The sequence below is a fragment of the Methylocaldum sp. genome (assembly GCF_039794385.1).
GTDB lineage: Bacteria > Pseudomonadota > Gammaproteobacteria > Methylococcales > Methylococcaceae > Methylocaldum.
This window is the reverse complement of record NZ_JBDIVO010000019.1, coordinates 1-14,456: the sequence shown is the minus strand read 5'-3', so window position 1 is coordinate 14,456 and position 14,456 is coordinate 1. Positions and strand designations below refer to the sequence as shown.

At 56.6% G+C, this 14,456-nt stretch carries 17 protein-coding genes; 11 read left to right on the top strand and 6 right to left on the bottom strand.

Annotated elements, in window-relative coordinates:
• Positions 1 to 110 precede the first annotated feature (110 nt).
• Together ABJK70_RS03265 and ABJK70_RS03260 are read right to left on the bottom strand one after the other, a co-directional pair.
• Positions 111 to 2,918 (bottom strand): class I adenylate cyclase, encoded by a 2,808-nt coding sequence (locus ABJK70_RS03265; RefSeq protein WP_347257402.1) that lies wholly within the window; start codon positions 2,916 to 2,918, stop codon positions 111 to 113.
• On the bottom strand, positions 2,915 to 3,685 hold the full coding sequence (locus ABJK70_RS03260) for a GGDEF domain-containing protein (RefSeq protein WP_077727905.1): 771 nt from the start codon (positions 3,683 to 3,685) through the stop codon (positions 2,915 to 2,917). The genes ABJK70_RS03265 and ABJK70_RS03260 overlap by 4 nt, the downstream gene beginning before the upstream one ends.
• Before the next feature lie 131 nt (positions 3,686 to 3,816).
• On the opposite strand from ABJK70_RS03260, the gene ABJK70_RS03255 reads away from it, so the two are divergent.
• Complete coding sequence (locus tag ABJK70_RS03255) at positions 3,817 to 4,203, top strand: DUF504 domain-containing protein (RefSeq protein ID WP_240502351.1); 387 nt, start codon at positions 3,817 to 3,819, stop codon at positions 4,201 to 4,203.
• Between the two features lie 15 nt (positions 4,204 to 4,218).
• Positions 4,219 to 4,611 (top strand): DoxX family protein, encoded by a 393-nt coding sequence (locus ABJK70_RS03250; protein ID WP_346425827.1) that lies wholly within the window; start codon positions 4,219 to 4,221, stop codon positions 4,609 to 4,611.
• 21 nt (positions 4,612 to 4,632) lie between these two features.
• On the opposite strand, the gene ABJK70_RS03245 is transcribed toward ABJK70_RS03250, so the two are convergent.
• The 4 genes from ABJK70_RS03245 to ABJK70_RS03230 form a co-directional block, all read right to left on the bottom strand.
• Entirely contained in the window at positions 4,633 to 5,106 is a 474-nt protein-coding gene (locus tag ABJK70_RS03245) for a DUF2231 domain-containing protein (RefSeq protein WP_077727902.1), read from the bottom strand.
• A gap of 114 nt (positions 5,107 to 5,220) precedes the next feature.
• Positions 5,221 to 5,457: a galactosyldiacylglycerol synthase gene (locus ABJK70_RS03240; RefSeq protein WP_077727901.1), complete on the bottom strand. Its 237-nt coding sequence runs from the start codon at positions 5,455 to 5,457 to the stop codon at positions 5,221 to 5,223.
• A 52-nt stretch (positions 5,458 to 5,509) separates the two neighbouring features.
• Positions 5,510 to 6,121: an NAD(P)H:quinone oxidoreductase gene (gene wrbA, locus ABJK70_RS03235; RefSeq protein WP_077727900.1), complete on the bottom strand. Its 612-nt coding sequence runs from the start codon at positions 6,119 to 6,121 to the stop codon at positions 5,510 to 5,512.
• Positions 6,122 to 6,208: 87 nt separating this feature from the next.
• Positions 6,209 to 7,207 (bottom strand): MBL fold metallo-hydrolase, encoded by a 999-nt coding sequence (locus tag ABJK70_RS03230; protein WP_077727899.1) that lies wholly within the window; start codon positions 7,205 to 7,207, stop codon positions 6,209 to 6,211.
• Between the two features lie 90 nt (positions 7,208 to 7,297).
• Between ABJK70_RS03230 and ABJK70_RS03225 the strand changes: the two genes are divergently transcribed.
• The 9 genes from ABJK70_RS03225 to ABJK70_RS03185 form a co-directional block, all read left to right on the top strand.
• The gene (locus tag ABJK70_RS03225; RefSeq protein ID WP_347257401.1) at positions 7,298 to 7,864 is read left to right on the top strand and encodes a YigZ family protein; all 567 of its coding nucleotides are present in this window, start codon (positions 7,298 to 7,300) and stop codon (positions 7,862 to 7,864) included.
• 20 nt (positions 7,865 to 7,884) lie between these two features.
• Positions 7,885 to 8,286: a CoA-binding protein gene (locus tag ABJK70_RS03220; protein WP_347257400.1), complete on the top strand. Its 402-nt coding sequence runs from the start codon at positions 7,885 to 7,887 to the stop codon at positions 8,284 to 8,286.
• A 166-nt stretch (positions 8,287 to 8,452) separates the two neighbouring features.
• Positions 8,453 to 8,878, top strand: coding sequence for a hypothetical protein (locus ABJK70_RS03215; protein WP_077727896.1), 426 nt, complete (start codon positions 8,453 to 8,455; stop codon positions 8,876 to 8,878).
• A 156-nt stretch (positions 8,879 to 9,034) separates the two neighbouring features.
• Positions 9,035 to 9,544, top strand: a complete 510-nt coding sequence (gene smbP / locus ABJK70_RS03210) for a small metal-binding protein SmbP (RefSeq protein WP_077727895.1) — start codon at positions 9,035 to 9,037, stop codon at positions 9,542 to 9,544.
• 159 nt (positions 9,545 to 9,703) lie between these two features.
• Positions 9,704 to 10,042: a small metal-binding protein SmbP gene (gene smbP, locus ABJK70_RS03205; protein WP_240506766.1), complete on the top strand. Its 339-nt coding sequence runs from the start codon at positions 9,704 to 9,706 to the stop codon at positions 10,040 to 10,042.
• Between the two features lie 736 nt (positions 10,043 to 10,778).
• Positions 10,779 to 11,120: a hypothetical protein gene (locus tag ABJK70_RS03200; protein ID WP_240502350.1), complete on the top strand. Its 342-nt coding sequence runs from the start codon at positions 10,779 to 10,781 to the stop codon at positions 11,118 to 11,120.
• Positions 11,120 to 12,775 (top strand): GAF domain-containing protein, encoded by a 1,656-nt coding sequence (locus ABJK70_RS03195; RefSeq protein WP_133716776.1) that lies wholly within the window; start codon positions 11,120 to 11,122, stop codon positions 12,773 to 12,775. The genes ABJK70_RS03200 and ABJK70_RS03195 overlap by 1 nt, the downstream gene beginning before the upstream one ends.
• Positions 12,772 to 13,392, top strand: a complete 621-nt coding sequence (locus tag ABJK70_RS03190) for a response regulator transcription factor (RefSeq protein WP_077727892.1) — start codon at positions 12,772 to 12,774, stop codon at positions 13,390 to 13,392. Before ABJK70_RS03195 ends, ABJK70_RS03190 begins: the two co-directional genes overlap by 4 nt.
• An 87-nt stretch (positions 13,393 to 13,479) precedes the next feature.
• Positions 13,480 to 14,456: PAS domain S-box protein (locus tag ABJK70_RS03185; RefSeq protein WP_347257399.1), on the top strand; the 977-nt coding region annotated here is incomplete at its 3' end.

Sequence of the window (14,456 nt, the reverse complement as noted above, 5' to 3'; positions counted from 1 at the left end):
ATAACCGTTTTTTTGCCTCGGGAAAGATCGTTGCCGTTGAAAAACGGCCCATTTTAGACGGGATTCAAATTACAAAAAAGAATAGAAACACTTTTTTTTATAACAGATAATCAGGCATTCAAGCGTTCCTCGACCTTCTCTTTGAATTTGAGAAAGTGAACGGTTTGCAGCTCTTCCGGCGTGTCCACGCCCAGAATGGAAAGCGGCAAGTCGATGTCGGTGATATAGATGGGATAGCGTTCCCCGCTCTGACGAAGCCGCATGATATGGGCCGCCGCCATGGAAAATACGTCCTGTCCCGCATCCATGGAAGAAAACTCCGAGTCGTTGCAGAAAATGGTGTAGGCCACGCGGCCAGGCGCGGTCTCTTGAGCGAATACTCGAATTTCCAGCATGCGACTGTCCGGGTTGGGCTGGAAACCGGCGGATTTCACGCTGTATCCGCCGAACGCCTGATGTTCCACCACGTAATATTCGATCCCGCCGGCGGCCAGTACATAGCGCTGCAAGATGTCGCCGAGAAACGAGGCGTAAGGCCCCAGCAAGAGCTGGGGTCCGACCGCCTCGTGGCTACGGTAGAACAACGAACCCCGCTCGTCCAGAATGTAAACCTTTACCTGCCCGGACTCCGGTTGGCAAAAGATTTGAATAACTCCCGGCCGATTATGAGCGTATATCAAAGGCAAAGGGTCATTTTCGAGGGCGGCGCGGTCGAAAATGACCGGCGAAAACATAGATCGGGGAGCGGACAGCTCGCTATACAAGCGATCCACATCGGGTACGCCCCAAAAACGGACGCTCGTCCCCTGATTATCGAATAGGTAGAATTCCGAACCGCCCCGCAGGATATAGCGTAGCGATCGGTCCGGACTCGAAAACACCGCCCTCAAATCCCGATAAAGCTCCCGAACTCTCAGGGCGATGGTTCGGGCCCGCCCGGCAACGAAACAGAAGCACTCGACGTGCGATTCATTGGAAAGCGATTCGTTGATGAGATCCGCCAGACAATCGAGGAATCCGACCAAACCTTGGTAACGCTTGACCAGGGTTTCCCGCCACGACGTCAAAATGACGGCATCGACTTGATGAATCAGGTTCGTCCGCTCGTAGCCATAACTCAGCGCATCATGACGATCGCTGGCCAGTCTGATTCCGTCGCGGCGCTCGGCATCGACGTCGATCCCCAGGTTGACGAACAACGCTGCGGCAATCACGCGCGGGGCTCGGCCGTAGTCGTCCAGATGTTCCGGCTCGCTCTGGTGCGACGCGAGAAAACGGTTCAACGCACGCAAATTGTTCTTGAGTTCCAAAAGCGTCAATGCGCTTTCGACGGTTTCCAGAAAGAGGTTGGCGCTCCGATCGTAAAGTCCGTTGAACGACAGCCAGGCCAAAAGCTCGACCAGGCTGCGCGCCTTTTTCAGATATGGCGCCTTGCCCGCATCCGCAGATGCCACCCGTCCGGAGTATAAGATCCATCCCATTTCGCCGTCCGCCAGGCGGACTTCGTGCACTGAGAAATCTTTAGGTTCGATGCAGTCGCCGCTATCGAGGCTCAGCCTTTCCACTTTACCGGGTTTAAGCTCCAAAGCGGCGGAAAGTCTGCGCCCCAAAAGCTTGATTTCCTCTCCGGCCGGACCTCCGATCTCGGAATGCTCCGCCGCGAACTGCCTCACGGTTCGATAACTCCGGGTCAATTCGTGGCCGATGACTTTTTGCTCCTGCGAAGCCTTGACCACGGTCCAGTGACGCCGCTCGTCCAGATCCCGGATGCGTTGACGCGGCCATCCCCAGGCGTGGACCATGGCGGTCAAAATCTCTTGCCGACGGCGTTTCTCCGCTTCCGTGCCCCCGCCAAACCTCACCAATTCGTTGAGCTTGAGATAAAAGCATTGCCGCGCCAACTCCAGCCGCTCGCGCTCCCCCCCCGCCAAAAAATAACGCTCGACGTCCCGATACATGAGGATATATGAGTCGAGCTCGCGGTCATCCAGACTCCCCTCATACACCGCCGCCTTCAACCGGGCGCAGAGCCATCGGGTGTGGGGATACTGGCTGGCGTAACTCTCCATCAGAAATAGCTTGAGCAATGACTTGTGCGGTGCATCGATCGCCTTGTGCAAATGCCACAGCGTGCCGCCGAGAAATTCGTCGGGCGGGATATATTCAAGCCCTCCGAAATCGATGAAATCGTTTTCATTGACAAAGCGTTTTTCTCTCAAGTGGTTCAGATATTCTCCGTACCGCGCCTCCTGGTCGGGCGGCACCAGCCACCAGGCGGTGGCGCGACCGGCCAGCCAGACGCTGGCGCGGTAGAACTCTTCGAGCAACAGATGATGCTGCACGCTGCCGCAGCTTTCGGAAGAAATCGGGGTGCCGATGCCGAGACGGAACCGTTCGCTATCGATGAAGAAGATATGGGCCTCCAATCCAAGGGATTGGGCCCATTTTTCCACGCCGGCCGCTTTGCGACGCAATTCGTCCAGTTGACTTTCGTCCAACGAGCCCGAATGACACAGCCAGATATCGAGGTCGCTTTTCCTGGAATAGGCAACACTGCTGACACTGCCCATCAGGTATATGCCATGGATCGGATATTCGGTCAGCGCGCGCCGCTTGTATTCGAAACTCTTGGTTAGCCGCCTGACGGCGAGCAGCGTCCGGCGCGCGGGAACATAGTCCTGGATGCCGGCCGGCGTCTCGGACGAGACGTAACCGGGCAGCATCGGGTGATTGCAGTGAAACAAGAGCGGCAACAAATCGAGAAAATCCCGCTGACGCGGCGTTTGATATTCCTGAATGCGCTGCAACTGAAGCCGATGCAGGTTTTGGAAGCGCCGAACGATGGCGGCCAAACTCTTCCGATCGATTTCCTCGCCGGGTCCGCCGAGCCTTATCGCTCGCAAAGTGGTCGCTGTCACGATAATTTCGGTCCGTATGGCTCGGAATGAAGACGCTGCATGAGTTTTCGCGCGTCGTCTCCTTTTTGCCAGGAGGCGACCGCGCAATCGATCCGCCACATTTCCGCGCCGGCCAAGGCCACGCGTTCTGCGCCGAACTTGGTGGCAAGCGCTTCCGCATCGGTGCGGACGGTTTCGGGAAGAATCAAAAGGAAAGCCGTCTCATCGAGGCGGCCGATTTGGTCGGCCCATCGCAGCTGCGCATTGAATTCCTGAGCGATTTCGCGCAGCGTGGTTTCCGGCAGCGATGCGCCACGGGGCGGCTGCAGGGTGACGCGAATCACCGACAAGGCGTTGCCATAGCGCCGGCTGCGGCTCACGTGACCTTCCAAAGCCTGAAGAATCGCGTTCCGGTTCAGAAGCCCCGTTTCCGAGTCCTTGGTGTGCAGGGTGTTGACCAATTCTTGAAGACGGCCGCGAGCCGTTTCGATCCGCACGTTTTCGGTCACATCCTGGAAAAAATAAGCCTCGCTGCCGTCAGCGAGAGCGGCGCACTCGCGCTGCAGCCAAAACTGCTCGCCACCGCGCGTGACGCAAAGCCTATCGTCGCCAGCGAACAGAACGGCCAGCCCGATATCCTCCGCAGTCTTCGGGGCCCATCCGTCCAAATGATGCGCCAATTCGAACCACTGGGCCAAACGTTCGTTCACCCATAAAATTCGCCGATCCCGCATAATCGCAACGCCCATCGGCGCCCGATCCAGCGCCTCGACCAAGGCTTTCTGCATGGGGTTACTCACTAAATTCGATTGAACAGGTTTAATTTTAATCGGCCGCGAAAGTTCTGCCCGCCACACGACCCGAGTAACGGTCTATTAACCCGGCCTATAAATATAGGCCGGGTTAATCCGGGGCAGGGATGCCCCGGCGCGGCGACAAGCCGCGTGAGCCCAGGCCGGGCGTGTACCGGGCCTGGGCGGCGGCCCGAAATACCAGGAGGGTATTTACGGGCCTGATTAATAAAGAGCGATCGAAACGACAGATTACGGCGATGCTTCCCATCCGAGATCTACTCAACCGCATCCGCTGGGATGAAGACTTCGCGCGGGCCGAATTCGCTATCGGCTACTACGACCGCATCGAAAAGACGATTGTGGTGACACCGTTAAAACGGATCGACTTTCCTGGGGATCGCCCCGGCGTATTCGAACTCACCGATTCCGAAGGTGAAACGCACACTATTCCACTCCACCGCATTAAAGTGGTATATCGAAACGGAGAGCTTATCTGGCAACGTACGCACTAATTCAAAGGGGGCCGCATGTCCGCGAATATGTCTCGTTACGCAGAACTTATCGGACGAATTTTCATGTCCATCATCTTTCTGTTGTCGGGCTTCAACAAGATCGGCGGTTTTGCCGGAACCCAAACCTACATGGAATCGATGGGGGTACCGGGCATGCTGCTGCCGCTGGTTATCGCATTGGAAATCGGAGGCGCGATAGCCATCATGATCGGCTGGTACACGCGGTGGTTTGCCCTAGCCCTCGCCGGTTTCTCCATCGCGGCGGCCTTGCTCTTCCACCTTAATTTCGGCGACAAGGTGCAAACCATCATGTTCTTGAAGAACATAGCGATCGCCGGAGGCTTCATGGTTATTTTTGCCCATGGCCCCGGCGATCTGAGTTTGGACAAGCGACAGGGCCGGTATTAAGATTTGCCCGGTCCCATCTGATCAGTGCGTTTTGTGCAGAGAGCTCGGCGCGTTCAGATCGGCGTCGTCGTCGACACCGACGCCCAGCCGGTCTACCAATTCGCCGCCCAGCCATCCGGTGATCAAGACCAATGCGAAACCGGCAAACGACAGAACGAAGGCCCAAGCTCCGGGGAAATCGATATTCCGCCGGAGCCACCAACTGGCGATGAAAAGCAGCAGTACCACCACATTGCCGACACCGTGCATCAGTCCGATATACTTGGCGCGGGTATTGGGCGGTATGGCCAGCCAGTCGATCAAGCCGAACGGCGCAGCAATCAGCCCGCCTATGATTCCTGCCGCGATCATCCAGAAGGCGACCGTCACAAAACTCGGCGAACCCGTCATCAGATAAATGATGTCGAAGACAACACCTGTGGACAGCAACCCGAGCGGAAATACGATCAGTATCGGATGGGCCGGGTGGCCGAGAATCTTAGCTTTGCTTTGCATACTGCCTCCTTGGAACTGGAACACCAGTCGCACGATTTGATGAGTTGAAAAGTCACCGCGGCAATCGCAGCCGTATCGAAGGCGGCTTGCGATACGCCCAAGCGACCCCTCGATTCATGATTTCCCCCAAACGATCTCCATGCCTTCCCTGTTACCCAAAGCCGTCCGCAGCAGACCGATCAACGCTCTATCGAGTCCCTGTTCCTCCAAAAACTCCAGCTGGGCTCGATTGACGAAATAGTCCCTGTCGATCGAGCTTTCTTCCTCCAATACATCCATCAACTGTTGAAGCTGTTGGTCGCTGATTTCTCCGACGAACGCGCCGGTTTCCTTGTCGTGAAGCTTCACCATGGCTGTTTCTCCAACCGCTCGCTGAGCCATTTAACCGGCTCCGGTCGGCTTACTACTGTTTTTGACCAGCAAGGAACTGCGCCGTTACCGCGACCACGCGCCTGCCCTGAAATTTTGCCGCGGCCATGGCCACATCGTCCGGCTTGAGCTGCCCGTTGTTGCTCGTGAACGATACACCGTAAGGATTCCCGGCTTGGAACTGTATGGGATCGATGTAGCCCGGCGCGACGATGATGGCGCCCCAGTGATAGAAGGTATTGTTGAGGGCGACGATCGTCGTTTCCTGCCCGCCGTGAGGCGTCGCGGTACTGGTAAACGAGGAGACGATCTTGTTCACCAATTGTCCTTGAGTCCACAAAGGTCCCGTCCTGTCGATGAACTGCTTGAGTTGAGCGGTAGGCAGTCCGTAGCGGGTCGGTGTCCCGAAAACAATGGCATCGGCCCACACCAGATCGTCCAGGCTCGCCTCCTCCACATCCCGAGCTTCCTGCCGGTGCTCGGCCCAAAGAGGGTTGGACGCAATGGCATCCTCGGGAGCGAGCTCCTGCACCCTCCTAAAACGCACTTCGGCGCCCGATTGCTCAGCCCCTTCCTCGATACCGCGCGCCAATCGGTAAGTGGTTCCGGTGGCGCTGTAGTAAATGACCGCGAGCTTGACAGCCATGTTTCCTCCTTGACTGTGGGGTATATCCCTTAGAAACGAGGCGGGCCGGAGAGTTTAAGGAACTTGTTTCAAAAAGGGTGAATAGGTCTAGCCACGAAACGCCCGCTCGAACTCCTCCCTGAGTTCGTACTCGCGGTCGTGGTAGATCGGCGAGAAATGGAACGGCACGGGAAACTTGACCCCGGCGCGCTGAGCCAGGCTGCCTGCTTGGCGGGCGGTCAGGTGGTATTTCTGCGCGGCGCGCTCGACGAGTTCTTCGCCGAAAACCGCTTCGATGAAGAACTGGTCGGCGCCCTTGGCCAGTTGAACGATGCGCTCGGCATTGGCGTCGTGATAGACGGCATCGGTCACGTAAGCAATTTTCTGTCCGGTCGAGATGTGGGCGATGGTTCCGGCCAGATAGTCCAGGCGGAACGTAATTTCGCCCCGTCCGCGCCGCCGGGCGGTGATCGGCGTATCGCCGGGCAATCCGTCGAGCACCGAGCGCTTGAAACTTTGAAGCCAGGGCCCTGGCTCGAGATCCAGATCGTCGAGGCGGTTCTTCCAGATATTGACGTGCAGCTTTTCCTGGAGCGCAAAAGCGAGACACGGGATCTTATGATCCAACAGGCCAAACCGGACGGTGTGGTTCTCCTCGTCGAGCAAAACGCCGTCCCTGATAGTCCATTCGTGCTCATTTTCGCGGCGAAATTCGGCCCGACAGCGGAAACGGGCGCTTCGCGCCTCGGTTTCGCTCAAGACCTCGGTCGCATCCAAGGTAAAATCGGTGTCGTAGTTTTCCACCAGATTCCAGGTATAACCCGCGAGCTTGGCTTCCACCTGGCCGAGAAAACCGGCCGGCCCGAACAACCGGATGCGGATTTCCCGCCCTAGGCACAGGCGCAGCAACCAATCGAAACCGAAGAAGTGATCCATGTGAGCATGGGAAACGAACACATCCCGAACCCTGAGGATTTTTCGCGTCGCCAGATTTCGCAAATCGCCCAGATCGAACAGCAGAGCACGCTTCTCGAACAGAAAATCGACATAAACCGCCGGATCGCCGAACACGTCGTTCACCAGCGCGGGATGAAACACCGGTTTCATGGAAGTCTCTCTGTTAAAGCTTTAAAGCCGGCTACGGTATGATGGGTTTGGGGCACGATATTAGACTCACCGGTTCGATCTTTCTCATCCATGTATCTCATCGAAAAAGGTTCGGAAGCCAGCTTCACCGTCAACCATTCGCGCTTCATCGGCTACGCCCTGCCCTGCGCCGACGAGTCGCAGCTGCGGTCGCGGCTGTACGAAATCGCATCGGCTCATCCGATGGCGCACCATCTCGCCTTCGCCTATCGGATCAAGACCGAGAACGGCATCATCGCCCATTTCAACGACGCCGGAGAGCCGAGCGGAACGGCCGGAAAGCCGATACTCGCGCATATGTCCGGCTTCGATCTCGTCAATGCGCTGGTCGCCGTCGTTCGTTATTTCGGCGGCATCAAGCTGGGAGCCGGCGGGTTGGTCCGCGCCTATGGCGGCACGGCCAAACTTGCCCTGGAGAAAGCCTCCCTCATGCCCTATGTTGAATATGCCGAACTCAAATTGAGGATCGATTATCCAAAACTTCAGCCGCTCGCTTATCATGTCGAGAAAGCCGGAGGAAAGATCGTCTCGCGCACATTCGGCGAAAAGATCGACGTGGTCGTGCGTTTGCCGGCTTCCGAAGCGCCTGCCATTGATCGGCAGTTTAATGATTCGTAATTTTCAGTGAGACAACGGCATTGTCACCCGACGCTCTGCTCGACCTTTTGGATGCACCGGACACCGTCGTCGCCGTAGTGGGCGCGACGGACGACGAACGAAAATTCGGCCATGCCATCTATCGCGATCTGAAAGGCAAAGGATACAAAGTTTATGCGGTCAACCCGAATCGCGCGTCGGTGGATGGCGATCCCGCATATCCGGATCTTGCGCAACTTCCCGGCACACCGACCCTGGTCAATTTCGTCATACCGCCCGAGGCTACCTTGTCCGTCCTGAAGCAATGTCTCGAACTCGGTCTAAGGAACGTGTGGCTGCAACCCGGAGCGGAGAATGCCGAGGTCCTGAATTTCCTGGCCTCCAACGACTTCAGCTATCTGGCCAACACTTGCATCATGATCAAGAGCCACATCAAGCGTTAACGCCGGAAGGCTCTTACTTCATCTCGACGAGTTTTCCGGAGTTACAGGATTAGCCCACGGTTCTTAGTAAATTTCCCTAGAGACTGGGAAACTACCGTGTGTTAACAATGACTTTCCCGGTCGCGCCGGGAACATGGAACGAACTTTGGTGCAAAGGAGGCACGCCATGCGCTCGAAATTTCTAATCGGCTTACTTTTAGGCGCATTTATCTCATTGCTCGGTCTGAATCCGGCCCTTGCCGCGGATCGACCCATAGGGATCGCCGCTTACGTTAAGGCAGAATTCCAAAACGGCACTATGAAAGGCGATGTCATAGAGATCGTCAGAGAGGCGGCCGGGCGAGAAGGGAACGATAACGGCCAGTCGGGCGCCGGCAAGCGCCGGAATAACGAAAAAGGGATGTCCGGCACGGGCAAACGCAAGAATGGCGAACGCGGCACGCCGGAATCGGGCCAACGCCGAGGCACCGAGAGCGGAACCTCTGAACCGAGCCAACGCAAAACTCCCCAACGTCCGACGCCGGGTTCCGAGGAACCGTCGATGCCCGAAGAAATGCCCGAACCCGAAACCGGGAGCGGCGATTTCGAGTAAGCGCATCAGCCCTTGATCCCTGCCGCATTCCTTTCTCGTCCGAGAAAAGCGGCAACCGAGGGCTCCCCAATGACCGTGGAGCATAGGTATGGCCTGTGCCACGCCCGCTGATACGGCGATTTAGCCGTCCGAACATTTTTCACGGAGGAAAAAGCAATGTATTCCAAAATTTTGCTTTGTCTGCTTGCCGGCATAACTACGCAAACACTGAGTCCGGCTGCGGCCGCAGAACGATCCGGAGACAGCGCCGCATATTATGCGCAGTCGCAAACCGAAACCGGCCAAAGCGGAACAGGCGTTCGCGGGACGACCGGCGAAAGTAGCGGAGGCGGTCAACCCTATCCCGGCGGTACCGGGATGACCGGAACCGAAGGAAAAGGCAAGGCCGAAACGGAGGGTATGGAAAGCCATGTCAAGGAAGCGATGAAGCACGCAAAAGCCGCTGCCGACAGCGGCAAGAAGGGCGATGCCGCAGGCGTAGGCAAACACGCCGAAGCCGCAAAACCCCATGTCGAGGCCGCCATGCAGCAAAATCCCAATGAGCATCTGACCGCTGCGATGAAAAGTCTGGACAGCGCGATTCAGCACAGCCAAATGGGCCACGCCGATATGGCAGGGCAGGCCGCTGAGGAAGCGGTTACCCATCTCAAACAGGCCAAAAAATAGTTTTCATGCTGTCGCGACAAAACGGCAGACCGGATGGCGTTCCATTCGTGGCTGCCGTTTTTCGTATTAACGATGGACTTGAAATTGACGTCGTGATATTTGTAACCCGCCCCATATTGGGGCATTCAAGAAGAACAACCCTTTAACGGAGAAATGGTTATGCGTGGAAAAATCTTGTCCGGATTACTCGCCGGCCTGTTCACATTGTCGCTAGGTTTCACCGCCGTTGCCGCCGAAGATCACAAAGGGGAAGCGATGAAGCATGCCCAAGCCGCCGTCGATAGCGGCAAACAGGGCGATGCCAAAGGTGTGGCCGAGCACGCGGAAGCCGCGAAAACTCACGCCACGGCGGCGAATCAAGCAAACCCCAATCCACACTTGGATGCGGCAATCAAAAGCCTGGACGGCGCGATCGAACACGGCAAGATGGGGCATGCCGATATAGCCGGAAAAGCGGCCGAAGAAGCGATGACCCATCTCAATGCCGTAAAACAGTAACAGCCACGCTTTCGTACTTTAAAGGAGCGGCAGCTATTTTCACTGCCGCTCCTTTTTTGCCCGATTGCTCCCGCCAACAACGCGGATTTTCTTTGATGATTCGACCTCTGATTCCAAGGTCGCTTTCGATAAAAAATTGGTTTTTGTAGGTTATTCGGCGGGTTACGCGGAGCCTGTCCTGAGCTTGTCGAAGGGCCTGTCCCGAGCGGAGCCGAGGGGCTAACCCGCCACCGATGGGTTTCGCTTCGCTCTACCCATCCTACGATGAATGTTCACTTGAATGTCGAATGGAATAAGCTCGACGTCTATTCATTCAGGCCGCTCAAAACCTCGTCGGATGTCAGTCGCCATTGGTCGCACTAAACTAAATTGCGAGAGCTCGATCCAAGCAAGATAGAAGACTCCGAGGCGGACACCGAACGATTATGAGTATTAACATCTGCCGTCACGGAACTGTTGATTGCCTCTCGTTAGCGATATTGTGGGTATTTAATATCGAAAAATCCTTCTTAGGCTCAAGGGATTCCTGAACGCTTCATCGGATGTTCATCCCGAAAATAGAAACCGAACCCCTTGCTTATTTTCACCCTATTCGGCCCTGGAATGATGAAAGTTATCGATCCCGAAGATTTACGTTCTGGAGTCGCTGACTTAATCTAAGTCTCTTTAGACGGAAGGGGTGACTTTTCCGCGCTAGGAGTCTTATAACGGTTGACTAGCAAACAGAAGACCAGCAGTGCAAGACAATAAATTGACGACCAAATATACCCTGCGTGCTCGCATCAGAGAATTCAAGATTCCGCCCGTTCACGAAGGCTTGGTGTTGGGGCGCCGCGCTACCATAGGCTGCAAAGCCATCCGAAAATCCCTGGAGCTTTTAATGACTTATCCGTTCGCTCACCTCGAATTGGAGGACGAGGTCATCAGCGACATTCTGGTACGCGAAGCGGTTCTGCGGCGTGTCCCCAAGGAACAACTCATCGAATTCGTGCTCCAGCGAATCAAGCCCTTCATGGACGACACCGAAATTCTTCACCTCGATGTCGAAACGGAATTGCACCTGGAGGAAACGTTTTAGTGCAGCCGACCATCCTGGACGCTTTGGCGGACGGGCTGATCAAAGTCACTGACGAAGAACGCCCCAGACTCGGCCCAACTTCCACGCCGGCCCTCTTCGCCGTCTTTTCCTCCGGAAACGACCGTTTTCTGGGCTTTGTAACCAGTGAAGAAATCGCCCAATCGCCTCACCGAATCTTTGCCGATCTACTCCCGAGAACGATACCGCCGGCCATCGGACGGGATACATCCATCGTCGCGGCGCTCGCTCTCATGGAACGGGAGAACCACTGGATCTTGCCGGTTACGGACGATAGCGGCGCCTTCGTCGGAGCGGTTACCCGTCCGCGTTTGCTCGAGTTGCTGCTCGATCACTATCAAAAGCTGTCGGCCGAACTCGAAGAGGAGCAGCGGCAGCTTCGCCTGTGGTCGACGCGACTCGGCGAACTGAATCAGGCGTCCCGCACGCTGATGGCTTTGATGGCCCATGTCGAAGGAGAGGAAAACATGGCGCAAAGCGGCATCAACGTGCTGGCGACTCTGCTGCGCGCACGGTACGGCGCCGTCGGGATTATTGACGAAAACGGAAAGCTGGACGGCTTTTTCGTCACCGGCGTCAGCCAGGAACAGATCGAACGAATCGGCCGCTGGCCGGAAGGGAAAGGACTGCTCGGCGTAGTGGTTCAAACAAACCAGTCGTTGCGGCTCGACGACCTGACCCGTGATCCGCGATCGGCGGGATTTCCGCCCGGCCATCCGCCGATGAAGAGCCTTCTCGCGGTGCCGATCGCCGACGATGGCAAGGTGTACGGCCGCGTTTATCTCTGTGACAAACTCAACGGGGAGCCCTTTTCCGAGGAGGACGAGGTTTTGGCCACCACTTTCGCGCATAGCCTGGCACTCGCTCTGATCCAGTCGCGCGAGCAAACGCAAAGGCGTAAAGCCGAGCAGGAAACCAGGCGGTTGCTGAATGAAAACCGCCAGCTGACCCGAAAATTGCTCAAGGCCCAGGAAGAGGAGCGCAAGAGAGTAGCGCGCGAACTGCACGACGAGCTTGGGCAATATTTGACTGCCATGCAGGCGGACCTCGCGATGATGTCCTCGCTCAGCGAACGAAGCCACCCGGAGATCCATCACAGCGCTCAAACCGTCGAAGCCTTGCTGATCCGCTTTCATGACACCGTCCGCAGCCTGATCGAGAATCTGCGTCCGCCCTTGCTCGATCAACTGGGACTGGCCGAAGCCCTCGAAGAATTAGTCAACGAATACCGATCGCATTATCGCGACATCAGTTGGAAACTGACCATCATCGGCGATCTCGGCGTCCTGGATGAAACGCTTAAGATTACGGTTTATCGAATCGTCCAGGAGTGCATGAATAACATCGGCAGGCATGCCCGGGCGACGCAAGCCGAAGTCATGGTCTGCGAGAGTATCGCGTGCCAGGGAGAATCGTGTCAGCGGCATTTTGGACCTGTGCCCGGCGAGTCGGCTTCCGTCCGCCTGTTGATCAAGGACAATGGCGTCGGTTTATCGTCCCGGGAAACGAAGCGGGGACTGGGATTGATGGGCGTCCGCGAACGGGTCGAGGCACTTGGAGGACTCTTCAGCCTGGAGAGCCAGAGCGGACAGGGAACCTGCGTAGCGATCGAAATTCCTAGCCAAGCCAGACCATGATCTCCGTACTGCTAGTCGACGATCATCCGGTAGTGCGCAGCGGCTACCGGCGCCTATTGGAGCAAGCGCCCGATATCACCGTCCTGGCCGAAGCGGCAGACGGGGAAGAGGCCTATCAGGCCTATCTGAAACACCAGCCGGACATCGTCGTCATGGACGTGGCCCTTCCCGGCATCAGCGGACTCGAAGCAGCCCGCAAGATTCTGAAACGCGATTCCCGGGCGCGAATTCTGATGTTTTCCGCTTATGAAAGCGAAGTGCTCATCGAGCGCGCGCGGGAAACCGGCGTCCGGGGGTATATCGGCAAGCGGAGCGCGGCCAAATTGATCGTGGAAGCGACACGGATCGTCTTCAGCGGCGACTTTTTCTTCGACAAACATCTGAAACGAGCCGCGTCGACTCAATCGCAAAAGCCCGTAGAGCTCTTGACGCCGCGCGAATTCGAGGTTTTCCGCCATCTGGCCCAGGGTCGTTCCGTGGCGGAAATCGCCGAGCTCTTGCACACCAGCCCCAAGACCATCAGCGTGCATCAAACGCATCTCATGCGAAAACTCCGGCTTGCGAATGTCGTGCAACTCACCCATCTAGCCTTGCGCCACGGACTGATTACCCTTTAAAAAATAAGAATTTTCTTACTGCAACCGGCTTAAAATCACTTGATCGATTCACCGATCAAGGGTTTCTTACCATTTTCCGGGCATTTCATGATGGAATTCCTGCTGAAAAAAAAGAACTTCGGTGTATGGCTGGAGTCCTCTTTGGATGGCATGGCGATTACGGACATCAAGGGAAAAATCCTTTTTTCCAATCCCGCGCTGGAGAAACTTTTCGGCTATGCCCGCGAAGAACTGGCGGAACTCACGGTCGAAGACCTCATGCCGGAACGGTTTCGCGGGCGGCATCGAGAAGAGCGTGCGGGTTACGCCGAACATCCCCGCTCCCGCCCCATGGGGGAAGGACTGGATCTTTTCGGCTTGCGCAAGGATGGAACCGAATTTCCAGCGGATATAAGCCTAATTCTCCTAGAGGCCGAGCAAGGTCGTTTCGTATTGGCTACGGTTCACGACATCAGTCGCCGCAAACTCGCCGAGAAAGCCTTGGCGAACCAGACGGTGCGGTTGCGCGCGATTCTCGAGACCGCCGTCGACGCCATCATCGTGATCGACGAGCGGGGGCTCATCGAGACCTTCAATCCCGCGGCCGAGCGCATGTTCGGGTACACCGAAGCGGAGGTAAAAGGCCAGAGCATCACTCTCCTGATGCCCTCCCCTTACCGCGACGAACACAACGCCTACATTGCCCGCTATCTCAGAACGGGGGAACGCCGGGTCATCGGCATCGGCCGAGAAGTCCTCGGGCTGCGTCGGGATGGATCCACTTTTCCCATCGAACTGACCGTCGCCGAAACCCCTCTGGGCAACCATCGCCTGTTCACCGGAATCATTCGCGATGTGACCGAACGCCGAAAAGCCCAGGAACAACAGGCTGCTCTCCTCGAACAGCTGACAGAAAAAAATGCGGAATTGGAGCGGTTCATTTACACCGCCTCGCACGATCTCAAGAGTCCCTTGATTACCATCCAGGGATTTTCAGGCATGCTGGAACAAAGCGCGACGCGGGGAGATTTCGAGCGTATGCGCGGAGACATCCGGCGGATCCGTGCGGCGGCGAGCCGAATGCA

Excerpts from the sequence above, each read along its gene's own strand:
- smbP (WP_077727895.1), top strand. The coding sequence starts at position 9,035 with ATGTATTCCAAAATTTTGCTTTGTCTGCTTGCCGGCATAACTACGCAA.
- ABJK70_RS03260 (WP_077727905.1), bottom strand. The coding sequence starts at position 3,685 with ATGCAGAAAGCCTTGGTCGAGGCGCTGGATCGGGCGCCGATGGGCGTT.
- ABJK70_RS03215 (WP_077727896.1), top strand. The coding sequence starts at position 8,453 with ATGCGCTCGAAATTTCTAATCGGCTTACTTTTAGGCGCATTTATCTCA.
- ABJK70_RS03255 (WP_240502351.1), top strand. The coding sequence starts at position 3,817 with ATGCCCCGGCGCGGCGACAAGCCGCGTGAGCCCAGGCCGGGCGTGTAC.
- ABJK70_RS03240 (WP_077727901.1), bottom strand. The coding sequence starts at position 5,457 with ATGGTGAAGCTTCACGACAAGGAAACCGGCGCGTTCGTCGGAGAAATC.
- smbP (WP_240506766.1), top strand. The coding sequence starts at position 9,704 with ATGCGTGGAAAAATCTTGTCCGGATTACTCGCCGGCCTGTTCACATTG.
- ABJK70_RS03225 (WP_347257401.1), top strand. The coding sequence starts at position 7,298 with ATGTATCTCATCGAAAAAGGTTCGGAAGCCAGCTTCACCGTCAACCAT.
- ABJK70_RS03245 (WP_077727902.1), bottom strand. The coding sequence starts at position 5,106 with ATGCAAAGCAAAGCTAAGATTCTCGGCCACCCGGCCCATCCGATACTG.
- ABJK70_RS03190 (WP_077727892.1), top strand. The coding sequence starts at position 12,772 with ATGATCTCCGTACTGCTAGTCGACGATCATCCGGTAGTGCGCAGCGGC.
- ABJK70_RS03250 (WP_346425827.1), top strand. The coding sequence starts at position 4,219 with ATGTCCGCGAATATGTCTCGTTACGCAGAACTTATCGGACGAATTTTC.
- ABJK70_RS03230 (WP_077727899.1), bottom strand. The coding sequence starts at position 7,207 with ATGAAACCGGTGTTTCATCCCGCGCTGGTGAACGACGTGTTCGGCGAT.
- wrbA (WP_077727900.1), bottom strand. The coding sequence starts at position 6,121 with ATGGCTGTCAAGCTCGCGGTCATTTACTACAGCGCCACCGGAACCACT.